This window comes from Actimicrobium sp. CCI2.3 (assembly GCF_035019065.1).
Lineage (GTDB): Bacteria > Pseudomonadota > Gammaproteobacteria > Burkholderiales > Burkholderiaceae_D > Actimicrobium.
In genome coordinates, this window is record NZ_JASJWR010000032.1 from 1 (window position 1) to 26,921 (window position 26,921).

At 59.5% G+C, this 26,921-nt stretch carries 24 protein-coding genes, 3 tRNA genes and 1 riboswitch; of the genes, 15 read left to right on the forward strand and 12 right to left on the reverse strand.

Features of this window, described 5'->3' with window-relative positions; translation table 11 throughout:
• From QN370_RS16505 to gltX, 3 genes are all read right to left on the reverse strand, one after another.
• Window positions 1–76: transfer RNA gene (locus tag QN370_RS16505), tRNA-Glu, on the reverse strand.
• 74 nt (window positions 77–150) lie between these two features.
• Window positions 151–226 (reverse strand) — tRNA-Ala (locus QN370_RS16510).
• A gap of 60 nt (window positions 227–286) precedes the next feature.
• Window positions 287–1,675 carry a glutamate--tRNA ligase gene (gene gltX / locus QN370_RS16515; RefSeq protein WP_322126594.1) on the reverse strand — a complete coding sequence of 463 codons (1,389 nt, stop codon included), beginning with the start codon at window positions 1,673–1,675 and terminating at the stop codon, window positions 287–289.
• Window positions 1,676–1,911: 236 nt separating this feature from the next.
• Between gltX and QN370_RS16520 the strand changes: the two genes are divergently transcribed.
• The 10 genes from QN370_RS16520 (at window position 1,912) to QN370_RS16565 (ending at window position 12,151) form a co-directional block, all read left to right on the forward strand.
• A complete protein-coding gene (locus tag QN370_RS16520) occupies window positions 1,912–2,250 on the forward strand; it encodes a hypothetical protein (protein WP_322126593.1) in 339 nt (112 codons plus the stop codon).
• Window positions 2,240–3,016: a DUF6036 family nucleotidyltransferase gene (locus QN370_RS16525; RefSeq protein ID WP_322126592.1), complete on the forward strand. Its 777-nt coding sequence runs from the start codon at window positions 2,240–2,242 to the stop codon at window positions 3,014–3,016. Before QN370_RS16520 ends, QN370_RS16525 begins: the two co-directional genes overlap by 11 nt.
• Before the next feature lie 141 nt (window positions 3,017–3,157).
• On the forward strand, window positions 3,158–5,251 hold the full coding sequence (gene metG, locus QN370_RS16530) for a methionine--tRNA ligase (RefSeq protein WP_322126591.1): 2,094 nt from the start codon (window positions 3,158–3,160) through the stop codon (window positions 5,249–5,251).
• 158 nt (window positions 5,252–5,409) lie between these two features.
• The gene (locus QN370_RS16535) at window positions 5,410–7,137 is read left to right on the forward strand and encodes a SulP family inorganic anion transporter (RefSeq protein WP_322126590.1); all 1,728 of its coding nucleotides are present in this window, start codon (window positions 5,410–5,412) and stop codon (window positions 7,135–7,137) included.
• Entirely contained in the window at window positions 7,134–7,343 is a 210-nt protein-coding gene (locus tag QN370_RS16540) for a DUF3460 family protein (RefSeq protein ID WP_322126589.1), read from the forward strand. The genes QN370_RS16535 and QN370_RS16540 overlap by 4 nt, the downstream gene beginning before the upstream one ends.
• Window positions 7,344–7,345: 2 nt before the next feature.
• A complete protein-coding gene (locus QN370_RS16545; RefSeq protein ID WP_322126588.1) occupies window positions 7,346–8,164 on the forward strand; it encodes a ScpA family protein in 819 nt (272 codons plus the stop codon).
• Window positions 8,165–8,200: 36 nt separating this feature from the next.
• On the forward strand, window positions 8,201–9,040 hold the full coding sequence (gene panC, locus QN370_RS16550) for a pantoate--beta-alanine ligase (protein ID WP_322126587.1): 840 nt from the start codon (window positions 8,201–8,203) through the stop codon (window positions 9,038–9,040).
• Window positions 9,041–9,054: 14 nt separating this feature from the next.
• Window positions 9,055–9,939 (forward strand): cobalamin-binding protein, encoded by an 885-nt coding sequence (locus QN370_RS16555; protein ID WP_322127219.1) that lies wholly within the window; start codon window positions 9,055–9,057, stop codon window positions 9,937–9,939.
• Window positions 9,940–9,963: 24 nt separating this feature from the next.
• A complete protein-coding gene (locus tag QN370_RS16560; protein ID WP_322126586.1) occupies window positions 9,964–10,362 on the forward strand; it encodes a hypothetical protein in 399 nt (132 codons plus the stop codon).
• Window positions 10,363–10,441: 79 nt separating this feature from the next.
• Window positions 10,442–12,151, forward strand: a complete 1,710-nt coding sequence (locus tag QN370_RS16565; RefSeq protein WP_322126585.1) for a methyl-accepting chemotaxis protein — start codon at window positions 10,442–10,444, stop codon at window positions 12,149–12,151.
• A gap of 44 nt (window positions 12,152–12,195) precedes the next feature.
• Here QN370_RS16565 and QN370_RS16570 read toward each other — a convergent pair whose 3' ends face one another.
• The 3 genes from QN370_RS16570 to QN370_RS16580 are packed head-to-tail and all read right to left on the reverse strand — an operon-like array spanning window position 12,196 to window position 15,835.
• The gene (locus tag QN370_RS16570) at window positions 12,196–12,954 is read right to left on the reverse strand and encodes an ABC transporter ATP-binding protein (RefSeq protein ID WP_322126584.1); all 759 of its coding nucleotides are present in this window, start codon (window positions 12,952–12,954) and stop codon (window positions 12,196–12,198) included.
• Entirely contained in the window at window positions 12,951–13,919 is a 969-nt protein-coding gene (locus QN370_RS16575) for a FecCD family ABC transporter permease (protein WP_416172115.1), read from the reverse strand. The genes QN370_RS16570 and QN370_RS16575 overlap by 4 nt, the downstream gene beginning before the upstream one ends.
• Window positions 13,920–13,939: 20 nt before the next feature.
• The gene (locus tag QN370_RS16580; protein WP_322126583.1) at window positions 13,940–15,835 is read right to left on the reverse strand and encodes a TonB-dependent receptor plug domain-containing protein; all 1,896 of its coding nucleotides are present in this window, start codon (window positions 15,833–15,835) and stop codon (window positions 13,940–13,942) included.
• Window positions 15,836–15,920: 85 nt separating this feature from the next.
• A riboswitch (cobalamin riboswitch) is annotated at window positions 15,921–16,139 on the reverse strand.
• A gap of 244 nt (window positions 16,140–16,383) precedes the next feature.
• On the opposite strand from QN370_RS16580, the gene QN370_RS16585 reads away from it, so the two are divergent.
• Complete coding sequence (locus QN370_RS16585; RefSeq protein ID WP_322126582.1) at window positions 16,384–17,154, forward strand: protein phosphatase CheZ; 771 nt, start codon at window positions 16,384–16,386, stop codon at window positions 17,152–17,154.
• Window positions 17,154–18,980: a chemotaxis protein CheA gene (locus tag QN370_RS16590; RefSeq protein WP_322126581.1), complete on the forward strand. Its 1,827-nt coding sequence runs from the start codon at window positions 17,154–17,156 to the stop codon at window positions 18,978–18,980. The genes QN370_RS16585 and QN370_RS16590 overlap by 1 nt, the downstream gene beginning before the upstream one ends.
• A 60-nt stretch (window positions 18,981–19,040) precedes the next feature.
• Here QN370_RS16590 and QN370_RS16595 read toward each other — a convergent pair whose 3' ends face one another.
• The gene (locus tag QN370_RS16595) at window positions 19,041–19,859 is read right to left on the reverse strand and encodes an Hsp20/alpha crystallin family protein (protein ID WP_322126580.1); all 819 of its coding nucleotides are present in this window, start codon (window positions 19,857–19,859) and stop codon (window positions 19,041–19,043) included.
• A gap of 320 nt (window positions 19,860–20,179) precedes the next feature.
• Here QN370_RS16595 and QN370_RS16600 point away from each other — a divergent pair, with 320 nt between their 5' ends.
• Both QN370_RS16600 and tal read left to right on the forward strand, forming a co-directional pair.
• Window positions 20,180–21,145, forward strand: coding sequence for a glycosyltransferase (locus tag QN370_RS16600; RefSeq protein ID WP_322126579.1), 966 nt, complete (start codon window positions 20,180–20,182; stop codon window positions 21,143–21,145).
• 40 nt (window positions 21,146–21,185) lie between these two features.
• Window positions 21,186–22,127, forward strand: a complete 942-nt coding sequence (gene tal, locus QN370_RS16605) for a transaldolase (RefSeq protein ID WP_322126578.1) — start codon at window positions 21,186–21,188, stop codon at window positions 22,125–22,127.
• Window positions 22,128–22,158: 31 nt separating this feature from the next.
• Here the strand turns inward: tal and QN370_RS16610 are convergent, their stop codons facing one another.
• From QN370_RS16610 to QN370_RS16620, 3 genes are all read right to left on the reverse strand, one after another.
• Window positions 22,159–23,028 (reverse strand): hypothetical protein, encoded by an 870-nt coding sequence (locus QN370_RS16610; RefSeq protein ID WP_322126577.1) that lies wholly within the window; start codon window positions 23,026–23,028, stop codon window positions 22,159–22,161.
• Window positions 23,029–23,196: 168 nt separating this feature from the next.
• Complete coding sequence (locus tag QN370_RS16615; protein ID WP_322126576.1) at window positions 23,197–24,468, reverse strand: HipA domain-containing protein; 1,272 nt, start codon at window positions 24,466–24,468, stop codon at window positions 23,197–23,199.
• Between the two features lie 12 nt (window positions 24,469–24,480).
• Window positions 24,481–24,816 carry a helix-turn-helix transcriptional regulator gene (locus QN370_RS16620; protein WP_322126575.1) on the reverse strand — a complete coding sequence of 112 codons (336 nt, stop codon included), beginning with the start codon at window positions 24,814–24,816 and terminating at the stop codon, window positions 24,481–24,483.
• A 478-nt stretch (window positions 24,817–25,294) separates the two neighbouring features.
• Here QN370_RS16620 and QN370_RS16625 point away from each other — a divergent pair, with 478 nt between their 5' ends.
• Window positions 25,295–25,660, forward strand: a complete 366-nt coding sequence (locus QN370_RS16625; protein WP_322126574.1) for a NirD/YgiW/YdeI family stress tolerance protein — start codon at window positions 25,295–25,297, stop codon at window positions 25,658–25,660.
• 74 nt (window positions 25,661–25,734) lie between these two features.
• On the opposite strand, the gene QN370_RS16630 is transcribed toward QN370_RS16625, so the two are convergent.
• Both QN370_RS16630 and QN370_RS16635 read right to left on the reverse strand, forming a co-directional pair.
• Window positions 25,735–25,810: transfer RNA gene (locus QN370_RS16630), tRNA-Thr, on the reverse strand.
• 106 nt (window positions 25,811–25,916) lie between these two features.
• On the reverse strand, window positions 25,917–26,918 hold the full coding sequence (locus tag QN370_RS16635; RefSeq protein ID WP_322126573.1) for a class 1 fructose-bisphosphatase: 1,002 nt from the start codon (window positions 26,916–26,918) through the stop codon (window positions 25,917–25,919).
• Window positions 26,919–26,921 lie beyond the last annotated feature (3 nt).

Consider the following 26,921-nt stretch of genomic DNA (forward strand, 5'->3'; position numbering starts at 1 on the left):
TGGTGTCCCCAAGGGGATTCGAACCCCTGTACTCACCGTGAAAGGGTGATGTCCTAGGCCTCTAGACGATGGGGACATAAACTGTCCGTACTGGCCGTTACTGCTTACTACCTGACTACTCTGTGCGCTGACCCGACATCATCAAGATGCTGGTGGAGGTAAACGGGATCGAACCGATGACCTCTTGCATGCCATGCAAGCGCTCTCCCAGCTGAGCTATACCCCCGTACGACAGAGGCCGAATTATAGCCGAGGAATTCGGCACCTGTAAATCCCATTCGGGAAATTATTCCAAGCCATTCAGAAGCCGCTTTTGCACCAGCGACCGACCAAACAATTCGATCACGGCGTCGATCGCCGGCGTCTGCAACTGACCGGTCAGCAACAGACGCAATGGCATCGCCAGTTGCGGCATCTTCAAGCCATGGCTGGTCAGGACTTCCTTGATCATGGCGGCAATCGCTGCCTTGCTCCATTCAACCGTCTCGCACCGGGTAGCAAACTCCGCCAACGCCGGCTTGACTGCCTCTGTCAGGTGCTGCGTCAGCAACGCTGCATCCGGTTGCGGCTGACGATAGAACAGCATCGTCGCACTGGCTACTTCAATGAGCGTGTTCGCACGTTCCTTCATCAGACCAATGGCGCGCGCCAGATCGGGACTGCCGTCGAATTGCGCGTCGACCATCAGCGGACGCACCAGCCCGGCCAGTTGCGCGTCGTCGGTGTGCTTGATGTAATGGTTGTTGACCCAGGCCAGTTTTTCGGGATTGAACTGGGCCGGCGATTTCGACAGGTGATCGAGGTCGAACCATTCGATGAATTGCGCCATCGAAAAAATCTCTTCGTCGCCATGACTCCAGCCCAGCCGCGCCAGATAGTTCAGCATCGCTTCAGGCAAAAATCCCTGCGCCGGATAATCCATCACGCTGACCGCGCCATGGCGCTTCGAGAGCTTCTCGCCGTCGGTGCCAAGAATCATCGGCAAGTGGCCGTATTCCGGCAACTTGGCACCGAGCGCGTGCAGGATGTTGATCTGGCGCGGCGTGTTGTTGACATGGTCGTCGCCACGAATGACGTGGGTGATTTCCATGTCCGAATCATCGACGGCCACGCAAAAATTGTAGGTCGGCGTGCCGTCCGGACGGGCGATGACGAGGTCATCCATTTCGCGGTTGGCGATCGTGATCGGCCCCTTGACCAGATCGATCCAGGTCACTTCGCCATCGAGCGGATTGCAAAAGCGGACCACCGGCTGACGGTCGGCCGGTACAGGCGGCAAGGTCTTGCCGGGCGCGGGCCGCCAGGCGCCGTCGTAGCGCGGCTTGTCCCCGGCCAGACGCTGGCGTTCACGCATCGCCTCGACTTCGGCCGGCGATGAATAACAGTGATAGGCGCTACCATTGGCAAGCAACTGGGCCACCACTTCGCGATAGCGATCCATGCGCTGCATCTGATAGAACGGGCCTTCGTCGTGCTGCAACCCCAGCCAGGCCATGCCGTCGAGAATGGCTTGCACTGCTTGCGGCGTCGAGCGTTCGAGATCGGTATCTTCGATGCGCAGGATGAAGGTGCCACCAAAGTGGCGCGCATAGGCCCAGGCGAACAAGGCAGTGCGGGCACCACCGAGATGAAGGTAACCGGTCGGGCTGGGAGCAAAGCGGGTGCGAACAATCATGGCGAGCAGGGTCGACGCCGGGCTGCGGCGTCGCCAATGAGGGAAAGACGCATTTTACCGCGCCGGCTTCACCGGGCAATGCGCAGCAGAAGCGACGGTGATCGCAACGGAAGCAATTGGTCAAGCAGCAAGAGGTGCACAACCGTCGCATTGACGTACGCAACTGTCCGGTGTATTTCGGTGCGACACGATAAAAGGCATATGCCAGACACACCGAATTCGACTAAGATAATTTGATGAACAGCACTGACTTGTCTGCCCAGCCGACCGTTCGCCAGCAACTTGATGCCATCAACGAGCGCAGGCGCACCAAACACTTGCCGGTCGCGCGCGCACTGCGCGACCCTGCCTCGGCACAGGCAGTAATCGTCGCAGCCAAAATACAAATCCATCTTTGGCGCGAAAAAAATCTGTGCAGCAATGACTACATTTCAGCATGGGAATGTCTTTTACTACATCCCGAACAAGCGGCCGACATGCTCGAAGCATGCTCTCTCGAGGCCATCCAGTTACGCCAGAACTCGCCCTTTGTGGCATCCGTTCGCTATTTCAGAGAGATAGACAATGCGGCTTGAAGAAATTCAGGTGGCGCTCGAAGCTGCAGCGGACATCAGTAATCATCACGAGTTTGTGATTGCTGGCAGCCTGTCCGTACTTGGCTATGTTGACCCACCGCCAGAAATGATGTCGATGTCGATCGATATCGATTTCTACCCGCTTCGGGACCCGGGGCGGGCACTGGAAATCTCCACTGCACTGGGTGAAGACTCCGACTTTCACGAACGCAATGGGTACTACCTCGATCCGATTCATCCGGAACTTCCGGTTTTGCCGCAAGGCTGGCGCGAGAGACTGGTAGAAGTCCGGCTTGGCAAAGTCACCGCCTATTTCCTCAACGTCAATGACACCGCCATTTCCAAGTACGCACGTAGCGCTGATCACGACTTCCGTTGGCTGGAAGCAGGCTATGACGCCGGCATTCTGCGTATCGATATGATCGAGGCCAGTGCACGCTTTACCGTCGACTATCCCGAGGAAAAAGACAAGAAGAAAATAATAGCCGGCATTGCACTACATCGTGCCGCGATGAAGCCGGATGGAAAATTAGCCAAAGAGTTGCTAGCTTTCTTGCACCACGCGAAACCTGAAGAAATTGTTTCTGCAGATATCGATGACACGATTTATTCCGGCAAGATCATATGGACTGGCGAACAGCGCGCCGTCCAACGCATGGACAACGGCACTTTGGTCATTCACGCCACAGAAGCATGGACGACGATGCCTGAATTATCGCAGTACCACCACATTCGCTACACAGATGGCGAGATGACGCTGGAATAAAGCATCGCTCCGGAAAGATCGACCCATCAGTCATGGTGGGTGCAATAACCAAAGGGCATTGCACCGATTCACCCCACGGTTAGCCGCCACAAGGCCGCACTGCTAGAATCACGACTTTACTTATTTCACTGTGCATTGCTCATGAGCGCCACTTCGCCCCGCCAGCTGTTCGTCACCACCGCTCTGCCCTACGCCAATGCCGCCTTTCACATCGGCCACATCATGGAATACATCCAGGCCGATATCTGGGTCCGCTTTCAGCGCATGCAGGGCCATGAAGTGCATTTTGTCTGCGCCGACGATGCGCATGGCGCGCCGATCATGATCGCGGCCGACAATGCCGGCGTGACGCCGCAGGAATTTGTGGCCCGCATCGCGGCTGGCCGGCAGGCTCCGCTCGAAGGTTTCCATATCGCCTTCGATAACTGGCATTCGACCGATGGCGCAGAAAACCACGAACTGTCCAAGGAAATTTATTGCAGCCTGCGCGACAACGCCGAGCTGATCACGACCAAGACCATCGAGCAGTTTTTCGATCCGGTCAAGAACATGTTCCTGGCCGACCGCTACATCAAGGGCGAATGTCCGAAATGCGGTGCCAAGGACCAGTACGGCGATTCCTGCGAAGTCTGCGGTGCGGTGTATGCCCCGACCGAACTGAAGAATCCGTATTCGGCCTTGTCAGGCGCGGTACCGGTGATGAAATCGTCGGAGCATTTTTTCTTCAAGCTATCCGACCAGAAATGCGTCGACTTCCTGCGCGAATGGGCCTTCAAGGAAGGTCGCTTGCAACCCGAAGTCGCCAACAAGGCGCGCGAGTGGCTCGAAGGCAAGGACGACAAGGAAAGCGGACTGGGCGACTGGGATATCAGCCGCGACGCACCGTATTTCGGCATCGAAATTCCTGACGCGCCCGGCAAATATTTTTATGTCTGGCTGGACGCACCGATCGGCTACCTGGCCTCGCTGAAAAATTACTTCGACAATACCGGCCGCGACTTCGATGCCTTCATGGCCAATCCCGCGACCGAGCAGTATCACTTCATCGGCAAGGACATCACCTATTTCCATACGCTGTTCTGGCCGGCGATGCTTCACTTTGCCGGACGCAAGGTGCCCAACAATGTGTTCGTACACGGCTTCATCACGGTCAGCGGCGAGAAGATGTCGAAGTCGCGCGGCACCGGCATTTCACCATTGCGCTACCTCGACATCGGCATGAACCCGGAATGGATGCGCTATTACATCGCCGCCAAACTGAGCGCCAAGGTCGAGGACGTCGACTTCAATCCGGATGACTTTGTCGCCCGCGTCAACAGCGACCTGATCGGCAAATACGTCAATATCGCCAGCCGTTCGGCCGGCTTCATTGCCAAGCGTTTCGACGGTCATGTGGTGACCGACTGGGCCACCACGTCCGACACGTTCCTGTTCAGTCTGCGTGATGTGGCCGACGAGATTCACGCGCTCTACGACGGCCGCGAATACGGCAAGGCGCTGCGCCTGATCATGGAACAAGCCGACCGCATCAATGCGTATGTCGATGCCAACAAGCCGTGGGAACTGGCCAAGAACACGGACAACGATGACCGCTTGCAGGAAGTCTGCAGTCGCCTGCTCGAAGCCTTCCGGCTCCTGACGCTGTATTTGAAACCGGTGCTGCCTGCGCTGGCAAAACAAGTCGAGGCCATGCTCAATATCGCGCCGCTCACCTGGTCCGATGTCAGCACGTCGCTGCCGCATCAGCACCAGATCAATCCGTTCGTGCACCTGATGCAGCGGGTCGATCCGAAGATGCTCGATGCACTGTTCGAGCCGCCGGTACCGCTGACCGTCGCCGCGCCGGTGACGACACCGGCTCCCGTCGTCGCCGCCACTGCGGACGTCACCGGTAATGAAATCAAGATCGACGACTTTGCCAAGGTCGACCTGCGCATTGCCCGCATCGTCCATTGTGAAGCCGTCGATGGTTCCGACAAACTGCTGCGACTGACACTCGATGTCGGCGAAGGCCGCCTGCGCAATGTCTTTTCCGGCATCAAATCGTCGTACCAGCCCGAAGAATTGATCGGCAAGCTGACTGTGATGGTGGCCAACCTTGCGCCACGCAAAATGAAGTTCGGCATTTCCGAAGGCATGGTACTGGCCGCGTCGGCTGCCGACGAAAAAGCCAGCCCCGGCATTTACATCCTGCAGCCGTGGCCGGGTGCCGAACCGGGCATGCGTGTGAGCTAAAGCGTCAACGTCAACATCAACGACGCGATCCGATTGTGCACAATTGGATCGCGTTGCACGCTACTTTTCGACCTTTCTCTTGAACCCAGGCACAACTCCCGTGCACAATGGCCTGACCTGCAGGCACCACCTGTCGCCTGCTTTTCAAGGGACATGGCATGGCATCCTTCCACTTCCGGTTTCATCCTGTCCTGCTCGATACCCTCGCCGACTATAGCCCGCAGCGCCTGCGCAATGACATTCTTGCCGGCATCGCTGTCAGCGTTGTCGCACTACCGCTGGCAATGGCGTTTGCGATCGCCTCCGGGGTCAAGCCGGAAGCCGGCCTGTTCACCGCCATCGTCGCCGGCTTCCTGATTTCGGCACTGGGCGGATCGCGCGTGCAGATCGGCGGACCGGCCGGTGCTTTCATTGTCGTCATCTACGGCATCATCGAAAAATACGGCCTGGCCAATCTGCTGATTTCAACCAGTTGCGCCGGCATCCTGCTCTTTGCGATGGGCACCTTCCGGCTCGGTTCGCTGATTCGCTACATTCCGCTGCCGATCGTGATCGGTTTTACCAACGGCATTGCGGTTCTGATCGCGCTGTCGCAGCTGAAGGATTTTTTCGGCCTCAGTATTGCCCGCATGCCGGGTGATTTTTTTGCCCAGGTGCAGATGCTGGCGCAACATGCGCCGACCACCCACTGGCCATCGCTGGGTTTGGCGCTGCTCTCGTTAATACTGCTGATCGCCTGGTCGCGGCTGGGACGTTCGTCGCTGGACGCGAGCCTGTCGCATCCTCACTGGCACCGACGCTGCAGCATTATTCCCGGCAGCGTCGTGGTGCTGTTGCTGGCCACGCTAGCCAGCGCGCTGCTGGCATTGCCGGTCGACACCATCGGCAGCCGCTTCGGTGGTATCCCGCAAGGCTTGCCGGCATTCGTGTTACCCGAATTCAGCTGGACACTGGTCAAGCAACTGTTCGCGCCGACACTCACCATTGCCCTGCTGGGAGCCATCGAATCGCTGTTGTGCGCGCGCATCGCCGATGGCCTGATCGATACCCGCCACGACCCGAACCAGGAATTGATGGCGCAGGGTGTCGCCAACTTCATCACGCCCTTTTTTGGCGGCATCCCGGCCACCGGCACCATCGCCCGCACCGTCACCAATATCCGCAGCGGCGCTACCACGCCCGTCTCCGGCATCGTGCATGCGCTGACGCTGTTGCTGCTGATCCTGTTCGCAGCACCACTGGCTTACGATGTGCCACTGCCGACACTGGCCGCGATCCTGCTTTACATGGCCTGGAACATGGGCGAATGGCACGAGTTCGTGCGCTTGCGGCGACTGTCGCTGCCGTACCGCATCCTGATGCTGGCGACGTTTTTGCTCACTGTCGTCGTCGACCTGACCACCGCCGTCGAAGTCGGGCTGGTACTGGCCTGCGTGTTTTTCATCTACCGGATCTCCGACCTGACGCAGATCGTGCCGATCACCGATAGCCGCCAACTACCCGGCGTACGCGCCTACGCAATTTATGGCTCGCTGTTTTTTGGCGCGGTGGGCAAACTCGAACTGCTGATCGAACCGCGCGCGGTACCGGAGCGGGTGCTGATCCTCGAACTGCATCAGCTCATCAGTATCGATTCGACCGGTCTTGATGCGCTCGATACGGTGCGCCGGGCGCTGCACCGGCATGACGGACAATTGATCCTGTGCGGTGCCAACCGGCAACCGCGCGCGCAGATGGAACGCTCCGGTTTCCTCGACCGGCTGGGCGAAACCCATTGCGTCGACAGCCTTGATGCGGCGTTTCACCTGGCCAGCATTTTCAGCGCTGCCAGTGACGAACAAGGTAAAATGCCCGCTGCCGCCAACCAGTCGCAAAGAGCCCCATGAAATTCACCAAGCAATTCCAGCGCTACGAATCCGAGATCACGCTCCTCATCGCCGACCTCAAAAAGAAAAATCCGCAACTCGAAGAGCAGCAACGTGCCGGCCGGGCACTGCTGTGGGACAAGGCACCACGCGACCTCGATAGTCAGGACCGCACCAGCGACTCGAAAGTCGCGCAACAACCGTACGTGTACCAGAACAAGCTGTAACGATGCGGGCAGCAAGTCCTGCGCTGGCGCTTGCTCCGGAAGAAGGCAACGGCTATGCACGCCTGTATGGCGAACCGCTATTCAAGCTGCCCACTGACCTCTACATCCCGCCGGACGCGCTGGAAGTTTTTCTGGAAGCGTTCGAAGGTCCGCTCGACTTGCTGCTGTACCTGATCCGCAAGCAAAACTTCAACATCCTCGATATTCCGATGGCGCAAGTAACGCGCCAATACCTGGCCTATGTCGACCAGATCCGCCTGAGCAACCTCGAACTCGCAGCCGAATACCTGCTGATGGCCGCGATGCTTATCGAAATCAAATCGCGCATGCTGCTGCCGCCCCGCAAAGCCGATAACGACGAGACCGGCGACCCGCGCGCCGAACTGGTCCGTCGCCTGCTCGAATACGAACAGATGAAGCTGGCTGCGTACCAGCTCGATGCCGTACCGCAGGTCGGTCGCGACTATTTCGTGCCAGAGATTTTTATCGAGCAGGCACTGGTCACGCGCTGGCCCGATGTCGCCGTAATCGACCTGCAATCGGCCTGGGCCGATGTCATCAAGCGCACCCGACTCAACGAACATCACAAGATCAGCCGCGAAGAACTCTCCGTGCGCGAGCACATGAGCGCGATCCTGCGCCGCCTGCAAAGCCAGCGCTTCGTCGAATTCGCCGATCTGTTCGACACCGCGCGCGGCATCCCGGTGCTGGTGGTGAACTTTGTCGCGCTGCTGGAACTGGCCAAGGAAAGCCTGATCGAGATTACCCAGGCCGAACCGTTTGCGCCTATCTATGTCCGGCTGGCCTACTCGCCAAGCTGATGCTTTTTCTACCCACTCCCTTGTTTTTGGATACCCATGAAAATCATTTCCTCGATCGACGATTTGCGCGACCAGTTGCGCGGCCAGTTGCGCACCGCCTTCGTCCCCACGATGGGCAATCTGCATGACGGCCATCTGTCGCTGATCAAGCTGGCCAAAAAACATGGTGATCCGGTGGTCGCCTCGATCTTTGTCAACCGCTTGCAGTTCGGACCGAACGAAGACTTCGACACCTATCCGCGCACGTTCCAGTCGGATGTCGAGAAACTTGAAAAGGAAGGCGTCTACGTCCTGTTTGCGCCAACCGAAAAAGACCTGTATCCGGAGCCGCAGGAATTCCGCGTGCAACCGCCCGATGATCTGGGCAATACGCTCGAAGGTGAATTCCGGCCGGGCTTTTTTACCGGCGTCACCACCGTCGTCCTCAAGCTGTTTTCGTGCGTGCAACCGAGCGTGGCCGTGTTCGGCAAAAAGGATTACCAGCAGCTGATGATCGTGCGCAATATGTCGCGTCAATTCGCGCTGCCCACCACCATCATCGCCGCCGAAACCTTTCGTGCCGACGACGGACTGGCGCTGTCGTCGCGCAATATGTACCTGTCGGAACAGGAACGCGCCACCGCGCCGCAGCTGTACCAGGCGCTCCATGCGATGGCCGCCGAAGTACGCGCCGGCCAGCATGACGTGGTTGCGCTGGAACGTCATGCGATGAGTTTGCTGACGGCTAACGGCTGGCAGCCGGACTACATGTCGGTGCGCCGACGCTCCGACCTGCAAACGCCGAGCATCGACGAGATCGTACGTGGCGAGCCGCTGGTCGTGCTGGCCGCCGCCAAACTCGGTGCGACGCGCCTGATCGACAACCTCGAAGTGTGACGACAGCGATGACCATGCGGCACTGGCGCAGCCTCATTGCGTGCCTGTTCTGCGCAATCGGGGCAGTCGCACAGGCCGCTCCGGTGTCGGCAACTGACGATGCCGGCCATCTCATCACGCTAACGACACCCGCCCGGCGCATTGTCAGCCTCGCGCCGCACGTGACCGAATTGCTGTTTGCAGCCGGTGCCGGCGAACGCCTCGTCGGGGTCAGCGACTACAGCGATTTTCCAGCGGCAGCCAAGGCCATCGGTTCGGTCGGCGGTGCCGCGGCGCTCGATATCGAACGTATCGTCCAGCTCAAGCCCGACCTGGTAGTAGCCTGGGGCAGTGGCAATTCGGCCTCGCAACTGGCACGTCTGCGTGCACTGGGCATGGCTGTTTTTGATAGCGAACCGCGCACGTTCGCGGCCATCGCCTCGTCGCTGGAACGACTGGCAACACTGGCCGGTAGCGAAGCCATCGGCCACGCTGCCGCCGACGATTTCCGGGCACGCCTGCGCATCCTGACCAGCACCTACCAGCAGCGCGCGCCGGTGCGCGTGTTCTACCAGATCTGGCGCGAACCGCTGATGACACTCAATGGCAAAAGCATGGTCTCGACGGCAATCGGACTGTGCGGCGGCCGCAATGTGTTTGCGCAGTTGCCACAGATCGCGCCGGTCGTCGGCACTGAAGCGGTACTGGAAGCCAATCCCGAAGTGATCCTGACAGGGGGCGACGACGAGGTCGCCGCGCTGGCTGGCTGGCGCCGCTTTGCGTCGTTGCTGGCAGTCCGGCGCGACAACCTGTTTATCATCAATGCCGACTGGCTGGCACGCAGCGGTCCGCGTCTGCTCGATGGCACCGAACTGCTGTGCCGCCAGCTTGACAGTGCGCGCCGCAAACGGCCATCCTGACTGCTCGACGACGAAAGGCTTGCGATGCTCATTGTCATTTACCTGTTACTGATGTTGCTCAGTCTGGTCCTGTGGATCTGGCTGACCCGGCGCATCTGGCGCGTCAGTCCGGTTGCCGCCGGAACCTCATTTTTTTTGTTATTGCCAGCTATTTACTGGAGCTGGAAACTCTGGAATGATCCTGCTGCGCGCATCCGGGTACCGGCCATCGCCAATGTCGTCATTACCGTGATCTTGCTGGTCATGAGCTATCGGATTGGCGACACGGCGGTGCAGGATTTTCTCCGGAAGACGGCGGCACAACCGGCGCAATCAGGGATGCCGCATATCGACATGAATGACTGGTGCCGGGACAAATACGGCACCTCGTTCGATCGTGACCGTGGCGCGTGCGTCGAGAAGACGCCGCCGGTGGCGAAGTAAGAACACTTTATAAAGCGGCTGCCGGCAAACAGTGCGCAGACATCGCAACGATGCTTTTACTACAGGAGATAACGCCACCATGAATTCCTCCCGAATGACCGTCGCGACCCGTCTTGCGCTGGCTTTTGCCACCATTCTGTTGCTGCTGCTGGGCGCAGCCGGCGTCGGCATCTGGTCGCTGCAAGGCGTCGACCAGATCGCTGGCAAGATGATTTCAACGACGATGCACAAGGCTGAACTGGTACAGGAATGGCATGCCGCGACCCATCTGAACGGTGCGCGCCTGATCAGCGTACTCAATGGCAATGACCTCGCCGTACAGAAAAAAACCGAGAGCGACATCAAGGCCACCTCGGCGCGCATCAGTGATATCCAGAAACAACTCGAGTCGCTGAAAAATGATGCCGAAGTACCGGTCTACACTGAGATCGGTGAACGCCGGGCTGCCTACATCAAGGCGCGTACTGCTGCCTTCAGTGCGAAAAAAGAAGGCAACGACAATGCCACCAAAAGCGCCATCACCGGCGAGCTTGAACCGGCGCTGGCCGCGTATCTCACCACGCTCGACAAACTCGCCGCGCAGCAACATGCCGCCATCGACAAGGCCGGAGATGCCGTCACCCAACGCAACCAGTCGGGACAACTACTCATTGCCATTTTCTCTGGCATTGCCTTGCTGGCCGGAATCGCCTTCGCAATAGGCATCACGCGTGGTTTGCTGCGGCAACTTGGCGGTGAGCCTGCTTATGCGATGCAAGTCACCGGCAACATCGCCGGCGGCGACCTGTACACCGACATCATCCTGCGTCCGGGCGACCAGACCAGCTTGCTGTTTGCATTAAAGTCGATGCGCGACCGACTCGGCGAGATCGTCGGCCAAGTGCGCATCGGTACGGACACGATCGCCCACGCATCCGGTGAAATCGCCAGTGGCAACATGGATCTGTCGGCACGCACGGAAGCGCAGGCCGGTTCGCTGGAACAGACCGCATCCTCGATGGAAGACCTGATTTCGACCGTGCGTCAGAATGCGGACAATGCACGCCAGGCCAACAGTCTTGCCGCCAGCGCATCGGCGGTGGCCGTGCAAGGTGGTGCAATCGTCACCGAAGTCGTGGGCACGATGGCGTCAATTAACGACTCGTCCAAGCGGATCGTCGACATCATCGGCGTCATCGACAGCATCGCGTTCCAGACCAACATCCTCGCGCTCAATGCCGCCGTCGAAGCCGCCCGCGCCGGCGAGCAAGGCCGTGGCTTTGCGGTCGTGGCGTCCGAAGTACGCAGCCTGGCGCAGCGCTCGGCCTCTGCCGCCAAAGAAATCAAAGAATTGATCAGCGATTCGGTCGACAAGGTTGATGCCGGTTCCCGGCTGGTCGATCAGGCCGGCGTGACAATGAATGACATCGTCACTAGCGTGCAGCGGGTGACCGACATCATGGGCGAAATTTCGTCGGCCAGCGCCGAACAGACGCGCGGTATCGAACAAATCAACATGGCCATCACCGAGATGGATGACGTCACCCAACAGAATGCGGCACTCGTTGAGCAAGCCGCCGCCGCCGCGCAAAGCATGCAGGATCAGGCGCATCACTTGTCCGGCGTGGTCAGCGTCTTCCGGTTGAATGCGACGAGTGTGGCAACGCCAGCCGTCACGACCAGGCCGACCGCAGTGGTGGCTAAGCGTGTGCCGGCAACCAGAAAAACGCTGGCCGTGCGGACAGCGCCCGCATCGGTATCAGCGGTAAAAAAGCCGGTGACCGGCAATGATGATTGGGAAGAGTTTTAGGCGACCGGAACGTGTTCGGTGCAATGCCCTTCGGTTATTGCACCCTACCCCGCCACAAAGCTGCGCATCCCTTGTCCCTCCAGCACCCGAAACGCGCAACCAAAAGCCGGCTCAAGCACCGCGGGCAGCAGCACCTCGTCAACCGGACCGCTCCAGCTGCAGCCGTCTCCCAGCACCAGCACATGAGTCGCAAAACGTGCGGCCAGATTGATGTCATGGCAGTTCATCACGACGGCATGCAGGGCGCTAAGCTGGCGAATCAGGCCCAGCATCGCCAGCTGGTGCGCAACATCCTGATGCGCGGTTGGCTCATCAAGCAACAGGATATCCGGTGCCTGCACCAGCAACGTCGCCAGCGCCACCCGCTGACGCTCGCCGCCGGATAACTGCAGTACATCGCTGCCAGCCCGATTGCCCAGATCGACACTGGCCAGCGCCGCGTGCGCGGTGGCGATATCTGCATCGGTATCCCAGCCGCGGCCCATGCGATACGGCGTGCGACCGATCAGCACGGTCTCGAGCACCGACATCGAAAACGCGTCGACATGCTGCTGTGGCATCAGCCCACGCAAACGGGCCAGCGCCAATGCCGGGATCGCCGGCAAGGCGACCTCATCGATGAGCACCCGCCCGGCGGATGGCCGCAGCAAGCCGGCGAGCGTATGCAGCAAACTGGTCTTGCCCACACCATTGCGACCGAGCACGCACCAGAACTGGCCCGGACTGACTTGCCAGTTCAAGTCGTGAATCAGGGCACGCCCGCCTCGCGTGATGCCGAGCTGGTCGGTGCGCAAACACTTCATGCGCGCCCCCGTTGCAGCAGGAACAGAAATACCGGCACACCGATCAGCGCAGTAATCACGCCGACCGGCAACTGGGTCGGTGCAACGACGGTGCGTGCCAGCAAATCGGCCAGCACCAGCGCCATCCCGCCACCGAGCGCGCAGGCCGGCAACAGCAAACGCTGGTCGTTGCCCAACAGCAGGCGCAACGCATGCGGCACGACCAGTCCGACAAAACCGATCGTGCCGGCCACCGCCACGGCAGCAGCAGTCGCGACCGAGGCCACCAGCAAGGTCACGGCGCGCAAGCGCAGCACCGGCACGCCAAGCAACTGTGCGGCGGCGTCGCCATGCGCAAGCACATTGAGCTGCGCCGCGTTGGACCACGCCCAGACCAGCGCCAGCAGCAGCGCGATACAGGCCGGCGCGTACAGCAAATTATTCTCGAGGTCGCCCATCAGCCAGAAGATCATCCCGCGCAAGCGGGCGTCCGGTGCCAGCGTCAGGATCAGAGTCATGCAGGCACCAAAACCGGCGGCGATCATCACGCCGGTCAGGATCAAACGAATTCCGGAAATACTGCCCGACAGGTGCAGCAATGCACCACGGGCCAGGCCAAACAACAAACCGGTCGCCAGCAGCGCACCGGCCAGCGCACCGAGATGCGCGCTCCAGGCCAGCAGCGCCGCCGGTGCCAGCAACATCGCCGTCATCGCGCCCGCCGCCGCGCCGCCGGAGACACCCAGCACATACGGATCGGCCAGCGGATTGCGCAGCAAGACTTGCATCAATGCACCAGCCAGCGCCAGCAAGCCCCCCACCGCGAACGCCGACAGCGCACGCGGCAGGCGCAAGGCCCACAGGATATCGGCCGAGCCGGAAAAGCAGCCCGTGCTGCCGCAGGCAACCGCCAACCCCAAGGCCAAGGCAGCCAGGGCTGCCATCGGCACCAGGATTAGCCAGGCACGCTGCGAGCCGTTACGCACTGAGCACTTTCACTGCGACCTCACTGCTGCCAGCGCAGGCCGGCGAACACACCGCGTGGTGGCTGGTTGTAGCCGTACGCGGTCTGGTAGTTGCGGTCAAACAGGTTGTCGACCCGGGCGAACAGCGAGACCGATTTCGACAACGCATACCGTGCGTTCAGGTTGGCCAGCACGTAGCCGCCCAGCGCGTTGCTGCCATCGTTGCGGTTGCCGCTGTACTGGACGTCGGCACCGACCCGCAGTGCGCCAAAGGCTTGTGCCGCAGAGACCGAAGCGAGCGTGCGGGCACGACGGATCAGAATCTGATGGGTCGCGTCGTTGACGGGCTCTTGCAACGTCAGGCTGGTTTTCAGATCAACGCTGGCCAGTTGGCCGCTGGCGCTGAGTTCAAACCCGCGATTGGTGGCCTGGGCGATGTTGAAGGTCGGGCAACCGAACAGGTAGGCACCGCTAAAGCAATTGTCCGGATCAATCCCGAACTGGTCTTTGGTACGGGTCTTGAAGACCGTGGCACGCACCAGCGTGCCGGCTACCGCATATTGCGCACCGGCCTCGACCGAGCGTGAGGTTTCGGGCTTCAGATTGATATTGCCGTTGTCGGGGTCATAGACTTGCGCCAGTGTCGGCGCATTGAATGCCGTCGACGCGCTGGCCACCAGTTTCAATGCTGGCGTCAGCACATAACCATAGCCAAGATAACCGGTGGTCTTCGAGCCGGAGCCGTCGACCTGATCGTGACGTGCATTGACCTGCAACTGATGCGCATCGATCTTGCCACTGACGCCGGCGAAGACGCTGGCGGTCGAGCGCGATGGCGCATTGCGCATGATGCTGAAACCATCGTTGTTGGTGACGTTGGCTTTTTCGTGGCCGAAGTCGGCACCGGCGGTCAGGGTCCAGTCCGGCGCGAGCGCAAATTCATTGTTCCATTGCAGCAGGTTGGCGGTGCTGTCGTACAGGCTGTCGTAACCGTAAGCACTGATCGAGATATCGCGATTGCTGGTGCGGGTTTGCGATACCGTCAGGTTGGAGGTCCAGGCTGACGTCAGCTTGTCACGCGAAAACAGCGCCAGCGATTGCTGCCTGGAAGTGCCCTTGTTGAGGTCAGTTGGTGCGCCGAAGCCGCCACCGTCGTAGGTGAAATTGCCTTCGTTGGCATACAGGCGGATACCCGCTTCGTGCCCTTTGGCCCATTGCTGCGACAGCGAGACCGACGCGCTGGTGTTGTCGTAGCCATTCTTGTTCGGATTTTCGTTCGGAAATTGCGTCGTGTTCATCGCCGAAAAACCATCGGTCCTGAAACGCGACGCCGACACTGCATAGCGCGTGCCGTCACTCTGTCCGGCGAGGTCACCGGTGACCTTGATGGTGCCACGCGAACCGGCTTCGACGGACGCGCCGATAACCGGCGTGCGATTGCCTTGCCGGGTAAAAATCTGGATCACGCCGCCGATGGCACCGGAGCCATAAATCGCCGACACGTTGCCACGGACGATTTCGATGTGGTCGATCTGTTCCGGCAGGATGTGCTCGAGCGCAGCCGAACCGGAGAATCCTTCGCGCCGAACTGGCACGCCATCAATCAGGATCAGGGTCTGGCTAGGCGAGGCACCGCGCAGAAAAAAAGACGCCAGCTGACCCGGCCCGCCACTCTGGGTAAATTGCAAGCCGGCCTCATTGCGCAGCAGCGTCGGCACATCGATGGCCTGGCTGTTGCGGATGGTGTCGCTGGAAATGACCGTGGTGTGTGGCAAGGCATCAGCCTGGCTTTGTTCGATGCGGGCAGCAGTGACGACGACAGGTGGCATCGTGTTTTCAGCCAGCGCGTTGCCAGCAACGGAAGCTAGCGAAACGAACGAAACAGCCGTCAGCGCCCGAGCGGAGACGCGGGAATGGGAACGAATAAAAATAGACATGGAAGACAATCAGGCAAGGGAGCACCACGCCAGCTTCCCCGCAGGCGCGGTTAATCAGCAGCACAAAGCCGGATTATCCGGGCATCACACCACCACCTGTCCTGGCCGGTATCCGGGCTCACAAGTCGAACCGCATCACCTTCCCATGCTTGTTGCACAGTGGCGTAACATGCGGCCGGCAGAAATCAATCTGCGCTTGTTTACCGTTGCGGGGGCAGCACACGCCTGTTCGTGATGAACGCGTGTTTCCCGTTTAACTGCGCGTCGGAGACGACGCGCGGGCACCAAAACGTCGCCAGTGTAGTCGTTTGAGAAGAACAACGTCAATCGAGGCCTTACAGATTGGCAATGTGGACAAAAGCACGAAATTACCCTCGTGTAATTGTTTTGTGTCCAATCCATGGCTTTCCCTCACAGATATTGGGTATCATCAGGGCATCCATGTGCATGGCGACTGCGCCACTGCCGCGCATGATGGTCCGGATACCGGCAGCACCATCGGCTGCCGCACACTATTGAATGCATCACTAATCAGGGAAGTACCAGCCATGTCAGATGATTTCGATGCGCTGTTCGAAGAAGTAGCCGCACAGAGGACTGCCACCTTTGCAGAACCAGATACCGCCGCCAGGCCACCGGCCACGCCGGAAAGCACCCCTCCAGAGCAGGAACACACAGAACGGCGACAGCCGCATGACGCAGCAACAGCCAGGACTTCCGACAACCCGATGTTCGAGCGACTGGGCGGCATTGTCCGTCTGCTGCACGACTCGCTGCGCGAACTGGGCTACGACCGCACGCTGCACGCTGCCACGTCGCAGATTACCGACGCCCAGGACCGTCTCGAATACATCGCGACACTGACCGAACAGGCCGCCAATAAAGTCCTCAACACGATCGACGAAGGCATGCCTGCGCAAGACGAACTGGCCAAGCAAGCCAGAGACATGGACAGCCGCTGGACCCAGCTGTATGACGGCAAGCTCAGCGTCGACGAGTTCAAGGTGCTGGCCGCCGACTCGCGCAGCTTCGCCGGCATCGTGCTAACCAATACCGACACTGAAAAAGCCCGCCTGCTGGAAATCATGATGGCGCAGGACTTCCAGGACATCACCGGTCAGCTGATCAAAAAAATCGTGATCATCACCCAGAAAGTCGAAATCGAGCTGGCGCAACTGCTGCGTGACAACGCCCCGCCCGAACTGCTCAAGGAACGCAACGAAGAAAAAGAAAGTGACCTGATGCAAGGCCCGGCGGCAGTCGGTATCGCGATGCAACAGGACGATGTCGACAGCCTCCTGGATGGGTTGGGCTTCTGATGGAAGAGATGCTGAGGGATTTCGTGATCGAGGCGCTGGAACTGGCGACTAACGTGGAAGAGCACCTGCTGACACTGGAGCGACGACCGAACGACAAGGAAACGCTCAACGCCGTATTCCGCTCGTTCCATACAATCAAGGGTGGTGCCGGATTCATGAGTCTGCCGGCAATGGTATCGGCCTGTCACCTGACCGAAAACCTATTCGACGCCTTGCGTACCGGCGCGGCACCGGTCACGCCGCTGGCCATCGAAGCAGCGTTACAGGCCAGCGGCTTCGTCGCCGACCAATTGACCGAACTGGCCAATGGCGCGAGCCCGGAAAGCCTGTCGGCGATGCCGGCGGCACTCGAAGACATCCTCACTCAGGCAATTGAAGGAAAAGTGACCGAGGTCGCTGTCCCTGCCGCTGCTGCCACTGCCGCCGTCACCATCGTCGTTGCGGCAACAACGGAAGCCGCCGCCACAACAGGTAGCGATGGCATGCTGGACTGGGATGCGCTGTACGCGGCAATCGTCCCCGGCGCGGCACCGGCTGTCGCCAGCTTGTCCGTGCAGGCGCACGCTGCAGCGGTCGCATCGGCGGCGGCGATCGCCCCCTTGACCAGCGCCGCTACCGGCGAAAGAGCGCCGGTAGTGTCGATCAAGGAAGACAGCATCCGCGTCGACGCCGTCAAGCTTGATGCGCTGCTGGAAGTGGCGGGCGAGTCGGTGCAGGCAGCCAACCAGGCCAGTGTGCTGCTGGAAAAACTGCAGCAATTCAAATTCGATGGGGCTGCCACGGCGTTAATGGCCAGCCTGACCGAAACCCTCACCCGGGCTTCACGTTACTCGACCGAATTGCAACGGGCAACCCTGTCGACGCGGATGCAACCGGTCGGCCGACTGTTCCAGAAATTTCCACGACTGGTGCGCGAACTGGCCAAGGACCTTGGCAAGGATGTCGAACTGGTCATCGAAGGCGCGGAAACCGAAGTCGACCGGGTGGTGGTTGATAGTCTTTACGACCCGCTGGTCCACATGTTGCGCAACGCGCTTGACCACGGTATCGAAAGTGCGGGCGACCGGGCTGCGCTGGGCAAATCGGCGCGCGCCATCATTTCATTGAAAGCCTGGCAGGAAGCCAACAGCGTGATGATCGTGCTGGGCGATGACGGCAAAGGCCTCAACGCGGCCGAACTGCGTCGCAAGGCGATTTCGAAAGGTCTGATTACCGAGAGCGCTGCGCAAACCGATCAGGAAGCCTACCAATTGGTTTTCCTGCCGGGCTTCTCGACCAAGGATGTTGCCTCCAGTGTGTCGGGGCGCGGCGTCGGTATGGATGTCGTCAAGACGGCGGTCGAAAAACATCGTGGCGCGATCAGCATTGATTCGGCACTCGGCAACGGCACACGGTTTTCGATTCGCCTGCCGATCGAGTTATCGATTGTGCCTACCATGCTGGTACGCACCGCCGATGCTGCGCTGGCCATGCCGATGGCGGTGGTGCAACGTGTCGTTGAATTGCCGGAAACCTACATGGAAGTCGGCGGAGCACCGGTGCTGCGCGACCAGGGACAACCGCTACCAGTGCGTTCGCTGGCCGCCATCCTCGGCTACACGCCGGGCCCGGAACGGGTCGGTATCGTGATCGCCGCGCCAAGCCCGTACATTCTCGCCGTAGAGAAAGTCGAGGGCACGGCAGAGATGGTCATCAAGCCGTTGACTGCGCTATCGGTCCAAGGCATCACAGGTACTGCGCGTTCGGCAGAAGGAGAACTGGTCCTCGTGGTCGGGCTATCCTTCCTGCTTGATGGCTGCAAGACCGGCGGCAGACTCGCCGCCTGAGGGCAGGCGGAGCGGGTTCGGCAACCAACCCGCTCCGCACCATTGGCTAGACGCTCCCTGTCAGGCTTTCACTTCGGCACGACTAGCCGCGCCAGCATTCTGACGCTGAGGCTGCGGTGGCTGGGACTGCGACAGCGGCAACTCGCGGCGTGATGCGGCGTGTTCACCCTGCTCTTCTTCGCTCCTGTCGCGTATCTCCAGCTTCACACCTTGCTCCCGATGTTTCAGCGGCACAGTGATTTCCAGCACACCATCGCGCATGCTGGCATGGACGGAGGGCGCATCAATCCCGTCAGGCAACGGAATCGAACGGAAAAAACGCCCCTGCACCCGCTCGACCCGATGATAGCCTTCCCCTTGCTGCCTGCTTTCCGCGTGTCGCTCGCCTTCGATGGTCAGGCTGTCGTCGTGCAACTGCAATTTGACATCGGAACGGGTTAATCCTGGCAAATCGGCACGGATCACGATCTCGTTCGCGAGTTGTGACATATCGACTGTCGGGGTCCATTGATGCTTTCCGATCAGGTGCTTCTGGCCCGATTCAGCAAACGGTCCCTGCATTAATCGACTAACGAACTGATCCATATCTTCCGACAGCTTGCGCAACATCACGAACGGCTCTTCCCACACGTTCAATACATTCGGCAACCAGTTGTTCGATGACACGAACGATCTTTGCATCATGCTCGCCTCCTGTTCAAGCATACGCACCGGCATCTGTCCGAACGCGCTCGACAGTTGCGACAGCATGCGTGCCGGTTGCGCCCACGTTTGTGCAAACGGGACCGGCGGCAAGCCACCAGAGGAGGAGCCGGAAGAAGATGACCGGGACTGTCCAAGATCACCACTAAGTTGCATCGAACCATTTTGCTCTGACATAGTGCTCTCCAAAATGAAAAAGAAATAAACAAAAATGCCGGGGACGGCTGCTTGCATGGAACACACGTCCTCAGCGCGACAGCTGGCCCATCAGCGCCCTACGCCCTAAATTGAACCCACTGATCGCACGAAGTTCCGATTAAATTCACTTCCGTTGACATCACGCGAATGCAAGCGACTTGAAGTGTGCAGCGGGAACGCGACAGACGGTGCGAGCAACTTGCACAACGATTGCGCCAACACAAACAACGTGATCGGTATCGCTCTAAGCTCCCGGATTCTGACTTCAACTTCGCCACGTTTGAGAAAGCGTCTTCCGCATGCGTCCACTGCGTATTCTTACCTGGCAGGCACATGGCCACTATCTGCATGCGCTAAGCCAGCTACCCCATCAGTTTTATCTGATGACGGATTCGGCAATGCCATGTGCCGACTGGCCGTATGGCAGCAACATCCATCCTTTACCCGCAGAACAGGCCCGTACAACCCAATTCGACTGCATCCTGTTTCATCGGCGCGATCAGTATCTGGAAGAGCAGCACCGCTACCTGAGCCCCACGCAGCGCCGCCTGCCGCGTATCTATGTCGAACATGCTGCGCCCGCCAACGACGAGGCCGGTGCGCGCCATCCGGTGGAAGACCCGGATGTCCTGCTGGTGCATGTCACTTCCTACAATGCCTTGATGTGGGACAACGGCCGACAAACAATCCGTGTGATCAACCACGGCGTGGCGGCCTCTGCCGATCTCGACTACAGCGGCGAACGCCAATGCGGCGTGGTACTCGGCACGATGCAGTGGTCACAATCCGGCAGCGAGTCGAAGCACCAACCGGGCAGCGATATTTACCAGCAACTATGCCAGCGCATACCGCTCGAAGTCGTGCCAACCCTCACCCCGGCCACGCTGGAACATGCGCACTGCGCGCCGCTGCAACTCCCTGCCAAGGCAGTCCACTACCGCTTCCTGTTCCATCCGGCACGCAGTCACACGCTTGATCCCGGTGTGATCGCTGCCATGATGAGCGGCATACCGGTAATCGGACTGGCGACCGGCGAAATGGCGAGCCTGATCCAGAACGGCGTATCGGGTTACGTCGAGACAGATCTCGACAAACTCGCCGCGCACATGCAGGAGCTGCTGGACAATCCCCACTATGCCTTCGCGCTCGGACGCGGCGCGCAGCGACGTGCCCGCCAACGCTTCGGCATGCCGCGCTTTCTGGCCGACTGGAATGCCGCATTGCAATCAGTGACCGGTTTGCGGGCCGTGCCAGGCATGGACTGAGTACAATGGAAAACTTGTCGACCACTCATTGAATGCGCTCATGAACCAACTCGAACAACTCAAGCAGTTCACCACCATCGTTGCCGACACGGGCGACTTTCAGAGCATCGCCAGCTTTGCGCCACAAGACGCCACGACCAATCCGTCGCTCATCCTCAAAGCAGTACAAAAAGACTCCTACCGTCACCTGCTCGAACAGGCCGTTCGCGACCATGCCGGCAAGTCCACTGCCGACATCGTCGATCATCTGCTGGTCGCTTTTGGCGGCGAAATCCTCAAGCTCATTCCCGGTCGCGTCTCTACCGAAACCGACGCCCGCTTGTCATTCGACACCGCCGCCATCGTCGCCAAGGGCCGCCACCTGATCGCGCTGTACGAAGCGGCCGGCATTGCGCGCGAACGTGTGCTGATCAAGATTGCCTCGACCTGGGAAGGCATACGCGCCGCCGAAATCCTCGAGCGCGATCAGATACGCTGCAACATGACACTACTGTTCGCGTTGCCGCAAGCAATCGCCTGTGCCGACGCCGGCGCACGCCTGATCTCGCCATTTGTCGGGCGCATCTATGACTGGTACAAAAAATCCACAGGACTCGAATACAGCGGTGCCGACGACCCCGGCGTGCAATCGGTGCAGCGCATCTACAACTACTATCGCAAGTTCGGCTATGCCACCGAAGTCATGGGCGCGAGCTTTCGCAATACGTCGCAGATCCGCGAACTGGCCGGCTGCGACTTGCTGACGATAAGCCCCGAACTGCTGCAACAACTGGCCGACAGCAACGAACCCATCGTGCGCAAGCTCAGCCCGGAGCGGGCACAGAGCGCCGACCTGCACAAGCTCATGCTCGATGAAAAAACTTTCCGTTTATTGTTCAACGACGAGGCCATGGCCACTGAAAAACTGGCCGAAGGAATCCGTGCGTTCTGCGCGGATTCGGTCAAGCTTGATGGGATGGTCGAGGCCTTGCGTAACGCGTAGGGTCTCGACCCGCCGTATGGTCAAGCTGCGTTCAGGGCTTGCTGAACTTGAGGATGAAGTCGTCTTTCGGTTGCAGCGGTTCCGGGGTATTGCGATCACGCGGATCGGCTGGATTGCGCAAGAAGCCAGCCTCGGCAACAAACACGAAACCGGCCGCTTCGATTTCGCGGCGCAAGAACTGTTCGTCGATCCGGTGCAAGGTGCCGGCTTCCGAAATGCCGGTTCCGGGACGACCGGCATGATCGGCTACCACGTAAGTCCCGCCTGATTTGAGCGCATTGAACAGGGCCCGGTTCATTGCGGCGCGATCGACGCCCATGTGGCCGAGGTCGTGATAGTTGAACATCAGCGTCACCAGATCAAGTTGCCGCTCGGCCGCTGCAGGAACCGGGTTATCGAACGGCTGCACTACCGCCACCAGATTACCCAGCCCCGGTTTTTTGGCCCGTTCAGCCAATGCCACCGGTGACGGCACGGGTGCCGGCCGCGGCGCACTGACAGCTGCCGGCGCACTACTACCTTCTGCCGCAGCAGGTGCCACCGCAGCAGGATTGCGTGGTGCGCTCTGGCCATAGACCCGACCAGCCGGACCCACCGCACGCGTGAGCAATTCGGACGTGTACCCACCGCCGGCACTGAGGTCCAGCGCCACCATCCCCGGACGAACCTCCAGAAACTCCAGCAACTGCGCTGGCTTGCGCCGACCATCATTGGAACGATCGGCCGCACTGCGATCCGGACTGGCCAGCAACGTGGCGATCTGATCAGCGGAGAGCGCCGGTGTGGCGCGCACCACCGGCGCGGTGCCGGCACATCCGGACAGAGTCAGTACGGCAGCGCAAAGGAGGACAGCGGCGCGGCGCGCAGTCGTTTTCATGGAGGTCGGTGCGGATCGATACATGGGTTTCTCCCGAATGAAGTGGAGTTCAATGTAACGCAGATTGGCGTGGGTCGTTTTCTTGGGTGTGAATAAACAGTTTGCAAACAGTTGGCCCAAAACCCCTGATTTTTATGCGACTTAGCCGAAAGCCGGTCCTGCCGGTTTGCTTCACGGATGGACGGTGGGCAGTCAGGCCAAAGTGTCTACAGGCTCCCTACGAAAGAAGCACTCCGGCAAGATGGCCTGACCGATGTACTCAATCGAGCGCTCTTCCACACCGTACCGGAAGAAAAATTCTTTCCAGCCGCGCACTACCTGCTCCATCTGGGCAATGACCGTTTCAGCTTCCTCACGGGATAGTCCGAAAGCGCCGCAGTCCGACAGGATGTTGTACAGGCTCGCGACACGTCCGAACTTGCCCACCTCCAGCGCGAGGTCGCGCCGCTCCAGCGAGAGGAGCGGCACTGGCACGATGTCATAGGCGGGTGACAGGCGCCAGGATGCAGTCGTACGCAACATCGCATGGTTGCGAGGATGGTCGTCGTTGTTGGTGACCATGGCGTTGAAAACCATGCGCTTGAAAAGCTCCAACCGGTCAGCATCAGGCTTGACGGACCAGCGCCGGATCTCGTCTGCAAGCAGCAAGTAGGACCAGCGCTCGCGCCCACGGATGCCGTCTTCGGCGTTGAGTACCGTCAGTCCTGAGGCGAGTCCATGACGTATGTAAGCGCTGGCGTCCGGATTCCATTCGCGGTCGAAACGAAGCAGCATCAGCGCCTCGGCTTTGCCGACAGATTCGATGCGCGTGCCACACACATGTAGTCCTGCAGCGCGGGCAAGCTCGAGCGTCGCATACTCGATGCGCTGCATGTTGTGCTTGTCGCGCTTTTCCGGCAGCTTGGCCAGGTAGATGCAATGGTCGTCCTCGATGGTCACCTTTGGCCGCGCGCCGCCCATGCTCGTACCGGGCTCCAGCTGCTCCAGCACCTCATAAGGTAGCTTGCCAGTCTCCTCGAGCTGCTCAGCCGCCTGGACCAGCGCATCGAGCTGATGGGTACGGTTGAAGGGCTTTGCCGGACCGGGCGGCTGCACTGAAAGTCCGAAGCGCAAGTTGCCCGCGCCATCATCCGGTCCGTTGAGCAGGTACTCCATCTCGGCAATTTCGCTCTCTTCTTTCTCCAGCCGCGCTTGAATGACGCGCCGCCCCCAGGCATCCGGGCTGGCGTCGCGCAGCACTCCCGGGATGCCTTTGAGCATCGTGAACTTCATTGGTTTGGCTGTGAGCTTGAGGTGGTACGGGTCAAGCTCCATCACATTAGCGCGCTCAAGGTAGCGCTTACCGTAGGTGAAGGTGCCCTCGAACGCATCGGCGGCGACCTTCTTGACCTTTAGCGACGCGCAAGGCACCCACTCATAAGTGCCAGGCAATTGGACATAGACGTAGCAAAGGTTCTCGGACACGGACCGCCTCCCTTAAAAATCGTTGTCTTGCGGTGCGCGGGCGCGCACCCGCTCTGGCCGACGAGCGGCTTCGAGAATCTTGCCGTGTTCGTCACCGTCCGGATTGGCAACGCCCTGCATGGTGTCAAGCAGCCCAAGCTTCCACAGGACGGTCAGAAACGTGCCCAGGGCGACACCAGATTCACCGGACTCGATGCGGTAGAGCGAGCGCCGACCGATGCCGCACTCTTGCGCAAATTCCTGGGTCCCCATGCCGCGGCGTACGCGTGCGATTCGGACGTGTTCGCCAAGCGACTCAAGACGCTTGAGCACCTCGCGAGGTGGCGTGCTGTTCGACAAATGGGTCATATCCTGCCCGATAAATTGTTTATTGGGCCAGACTAGGCCCAAAGATCAATAGCGTCAAGGTGATGAGCCATATTTGGCTCCTAATTATTATTAGCGAGCCATAAAAGGCCCAACATACGGATATATCGACAAGGCCATGACTCGGCGGTCTGTAACGGCGCGCGCTGCTCATCGCCACTTGAAGCAAAACATCACATGTGCGCAATACGCTCCATGTCAGTTCAGCGGGGGTTCCCATAACTCTTTTCCGAGCCGATTCAAACGGCAAGAGAAACTTGCTTTTGTGGAGGCACGTGACGGAAGCAAGCGGTGATGGTGTCAGGCGCGACGGCTAAACGATACCGATAGTTGGACAGTAAATTATAGCTACCGCAAGGTAGTGCCATACTGCTGTGCATCACCCTAGTCTGTCCTGGTGACGACACCCCTGCCGGTTACCTCAACATCCCATCCACTTGTCTCAAGGAGAGTCTCGCCCATGTCCCATTTCAACGCCAGCCGTCTGATCATCGCCACCGTTCTCGCCATCGGCATACCTGTAGCTGCCCTGGCGCAGTATGTTGGTCCCTCCAGCCAGAAAGTCACCACGACTGTTGCCGATATTTTGAAAAACCCGGTTGACGACCAGGAAGTCATGTTGCGGGGCGTAATACTGAAGAAAATCAGCAAGGAAAAATATCTGTTTTCCGACGGGAAAAATGAGATTCGCATCGAAATCGACGACCGCGATTTTCCTGCCCAAGCCATCGATGAAACTACCCGCGTCGAAATCCGCGGTGAAGTCGAAAAGGAATTCATGGAGTCGCCGGAAATCGACGTGAAGATGGTCAGCATCTTGCGCTAGAAGGAAGAGCGCAGGCGGCAACAAAAAAGGGTTGTTCGCCTAAGCGAACAACCCTTTTTTTCCCTGCCAATTCTTGGTGCTGATGAGGCGAATCGAACACCCGACCTACTGATTACGAATCAGTTGCTCTACCAACTGAGCTACATCAGCGAAGTGCCGTATTCTAGCAAAGTTTCACTGCGAAATACCAGCCCACTTTGCATTTACTCAGAGAACACCCGATGAATTGCGCCATCGTGCGCTCTGTGCAGCGCAATTACTGCTTGTGATACGCAGTCACCCGCTCGACTTCGTTCTTTGAACCCAAAAAAACCGGAACCCGCTGATGCAGTTTTTCCGGCTGGATGTCCATGATGCGACCATGACCGTCGGTGGCAGCACCGCCGGCTTGCTCGACGATGAAGGCCATCGGGTTGGCTTCGTACATCAACCGCAATTTGCCCGGCTTGCTCGGATCGCGGATATCGGCCGGGTACATGAAGATACCGCCACGGCACAGGATGCGATGCACGTCAGCGACCATCGAGGCGATCCAGCGCATGTTGAAATCTGCTTCGCGCGGACCAGTGGTCCCTGCCTGCATTTCATTGACGTAACGGGTCACAGGTGGATGCCAGTGACGCGCGTTCGAGGCGTTGATCGCGTATTCACGGGTATCCGCCGGGATCTGGATATTGCGCTGGGTGAGCACCCATGAACCCATTTCGCGATCGAGCGTGAAGCAGTTGACACCGTTGCCGGTAGTCAGTACCAGCACGGTCTGCGGACCATACACGGCATAACCGGCCGCGACTTGCCTGGTGCCAGGCTGCAGGAAATCCTGCTCGGTCGGCGTGGTCATGCCATCGGGTGCCTTCAGCACCGAGAAAATCGTGCCGATCGAGACGTTCACATCGATGTTGCTGGAGCCGTCCAGCGGATCGAACAACAGCATGTACTCGCCCATCGGATAGCGGTTCGGAATCAGGTGAATGGTTTCCATTTCTTCGGAAGCCATCGCTGCCAGATGACCGCCCCACTCGTTGGCTTCAAGCAGGATTTCATTGCTGATGATGTCGAGCTTTTTTTGTACTTCGCCCTGGACGTTTTCGATGTTGGCGCTACCGAGCACGTCGCCCAGCGCACCCTTGCCGACCGCATGGCTAATGGTCTTGCAAGCGCGGGCGACGACTTCGATCAACAACCGCAATTCGGCCGGGATGGTGTTGTTGTTGCGTTGTTCTTCGACCAGGTGCTGGGTCAGGCTGATACGTTTCATGGT

Bases quoted from the DNA above. Each gene is read 5' to 3' on its own strand.
- tal (WP_322126578.1), top strand. From the start codon at position 21,186: ATGAACCAACTCGAACAACTCAAGCAGTTCACCACCATCGTTGCCGAC.
- QN370_RS16570 (WP_322126584.1), bottom strand. From the start codon at position 12,954: ATGAAGTGTTTGCGCACCGACCAGCTCGGCATCACGCGAGGCGGGCGT.
- QN370_RS16610 (WP_322126577.1), bottom strand. From the start codon at position 23,028: ATGTATCGATCCGCACCGACCTCCATGAAAACGACTGCGCGCCGCGCC.
- gltX (WP_322126594.1), bottom strand. From the start codon at position 1,675: ATGATTGTTCGCACCCGCTTTGCTCCCAGCCCGACCGGTTACCTTCAT.
- QN370_RS16525 (WP_322126592.1), top strand. From the start codon at position 2,240: ATGCGGCTTGAAGAAATTCAGGTGGCGCTCGAAGCTGCAGCGGACATC.
- QN370_RS16600 (WP_322126579.1), top strand. From the start codon at position 20,180: ATGCGTCCACTGCGTATTCTTACCTGGCAGGCACATGGCCACTATCTG.
- panC (WP_322126587.1), top strand. From the start codon at position 8,201: ATGAAAATCATTTCCTCGATCGACGATTTGCGCGACCAGTTGCGCGGC.
- QN370_RS16595 (WP_322126580.1), bottom strand. From the start codon at position 19,859: ATGTCAGAGCAAAATGGTTCGATGCAACTTAGTGGTGATCTTGGACAG.
- QN370_RS16565 (WP_322126585.1), top strand. From the start codon at position 10,442: ATGAATTCCTCCCGAATGACCGTCGCGACCCGTCTTGCGCTGGCTTTT.
- QN370_RS16620 (WP_322126575.1), bottom strand. From the start codon at position 24,816: ATGACCCATTTGTCGAACAGCACGCCACCTCGCGAGGTGCTCAAGCGT.
- QN370_RS16520 (WP_322126593.1), top strand. From the start codon at position 1,912: ATGAACAGCACTGACTTGTCTGCCCAGCCGACCGTTCGCCAGCAACTT.
- QN370_RS16625 (WP_322126574.1), top strand. From the start codon at position 25,295: ATGTCCCATTTCAACGCCAGCCGTCTGATCATCGCCACCGTTCTCGCC.
- QN370_RS16535 (WP_322126590.1), top strand. From the start codon at position 5,410: ATGGCATCCTTCCACTTCCGGTTTCATCCTGTCCTGCTCGATACCCTC.
- QN370_RS16585 (WP_322126582.1), top strand. From the start codon at position 16,384: ATGTCAGATGATTTCGATGCGCTGTTCGAAGAAGTAGCCGCACAGAGG.
- QN370_RS16540 (WP_322126589.1), top strand. From the start codon at position 7,134: ATGAAATTCACCAAGCAATTCCAGCGCTACGAATCCGAGATCACGCTC.
- QN370_RS16580 (WP_322126583.1), bottom strand. From the start codon at position 15,835: ATGTCTATTTTTATTCGTTCCCATTCCCGCGTCTCCGCTCGGGCGCTG.
- metG (WP_322126591.1), top strand. From the start codon at position 3,158: ATGAGCGCCACTTCGCCCCGCCAGCTGTTCGTCACCACCGCTCTGCCC.
- QN370_RS16635 (WP_322126573.1), bottom strand. From the start codon at position 26,918: ATGAAACGTATCAGCCTGACCCAGCACCTGGTCGAAGAACAACGCAAC.
- QN370_RS16560 (WP_322126586.1), top strand. From the start codon at position 9,964: ATGCTCATTGTCATTTACCTGTTACTGATGTTGCTCAGTCTGGTCCTG.
- QN370_RS16545 (WP_322126588.1), top strand. From the start codon at position 7,346: ATGCGGGCAGCAAGTCCTGCGCTGGCGCTTGCTCCGGAAGAAGGCAAC.
- QN370_RS16555 (WP_322127219.1), top strand. From the start codon at position 9,055: ATGCGGCACTGGCGCAGCCTCATTGCGTGCCTGTTCTGCGCAATCGGG.
- QN370_RS16590 (WP_322126581.1), top strand. From the start codon at position 17,154: ATGGAAGAGATGCTGAGGGATTTCGTGATCGAGGCGCTGGAACTGGCG.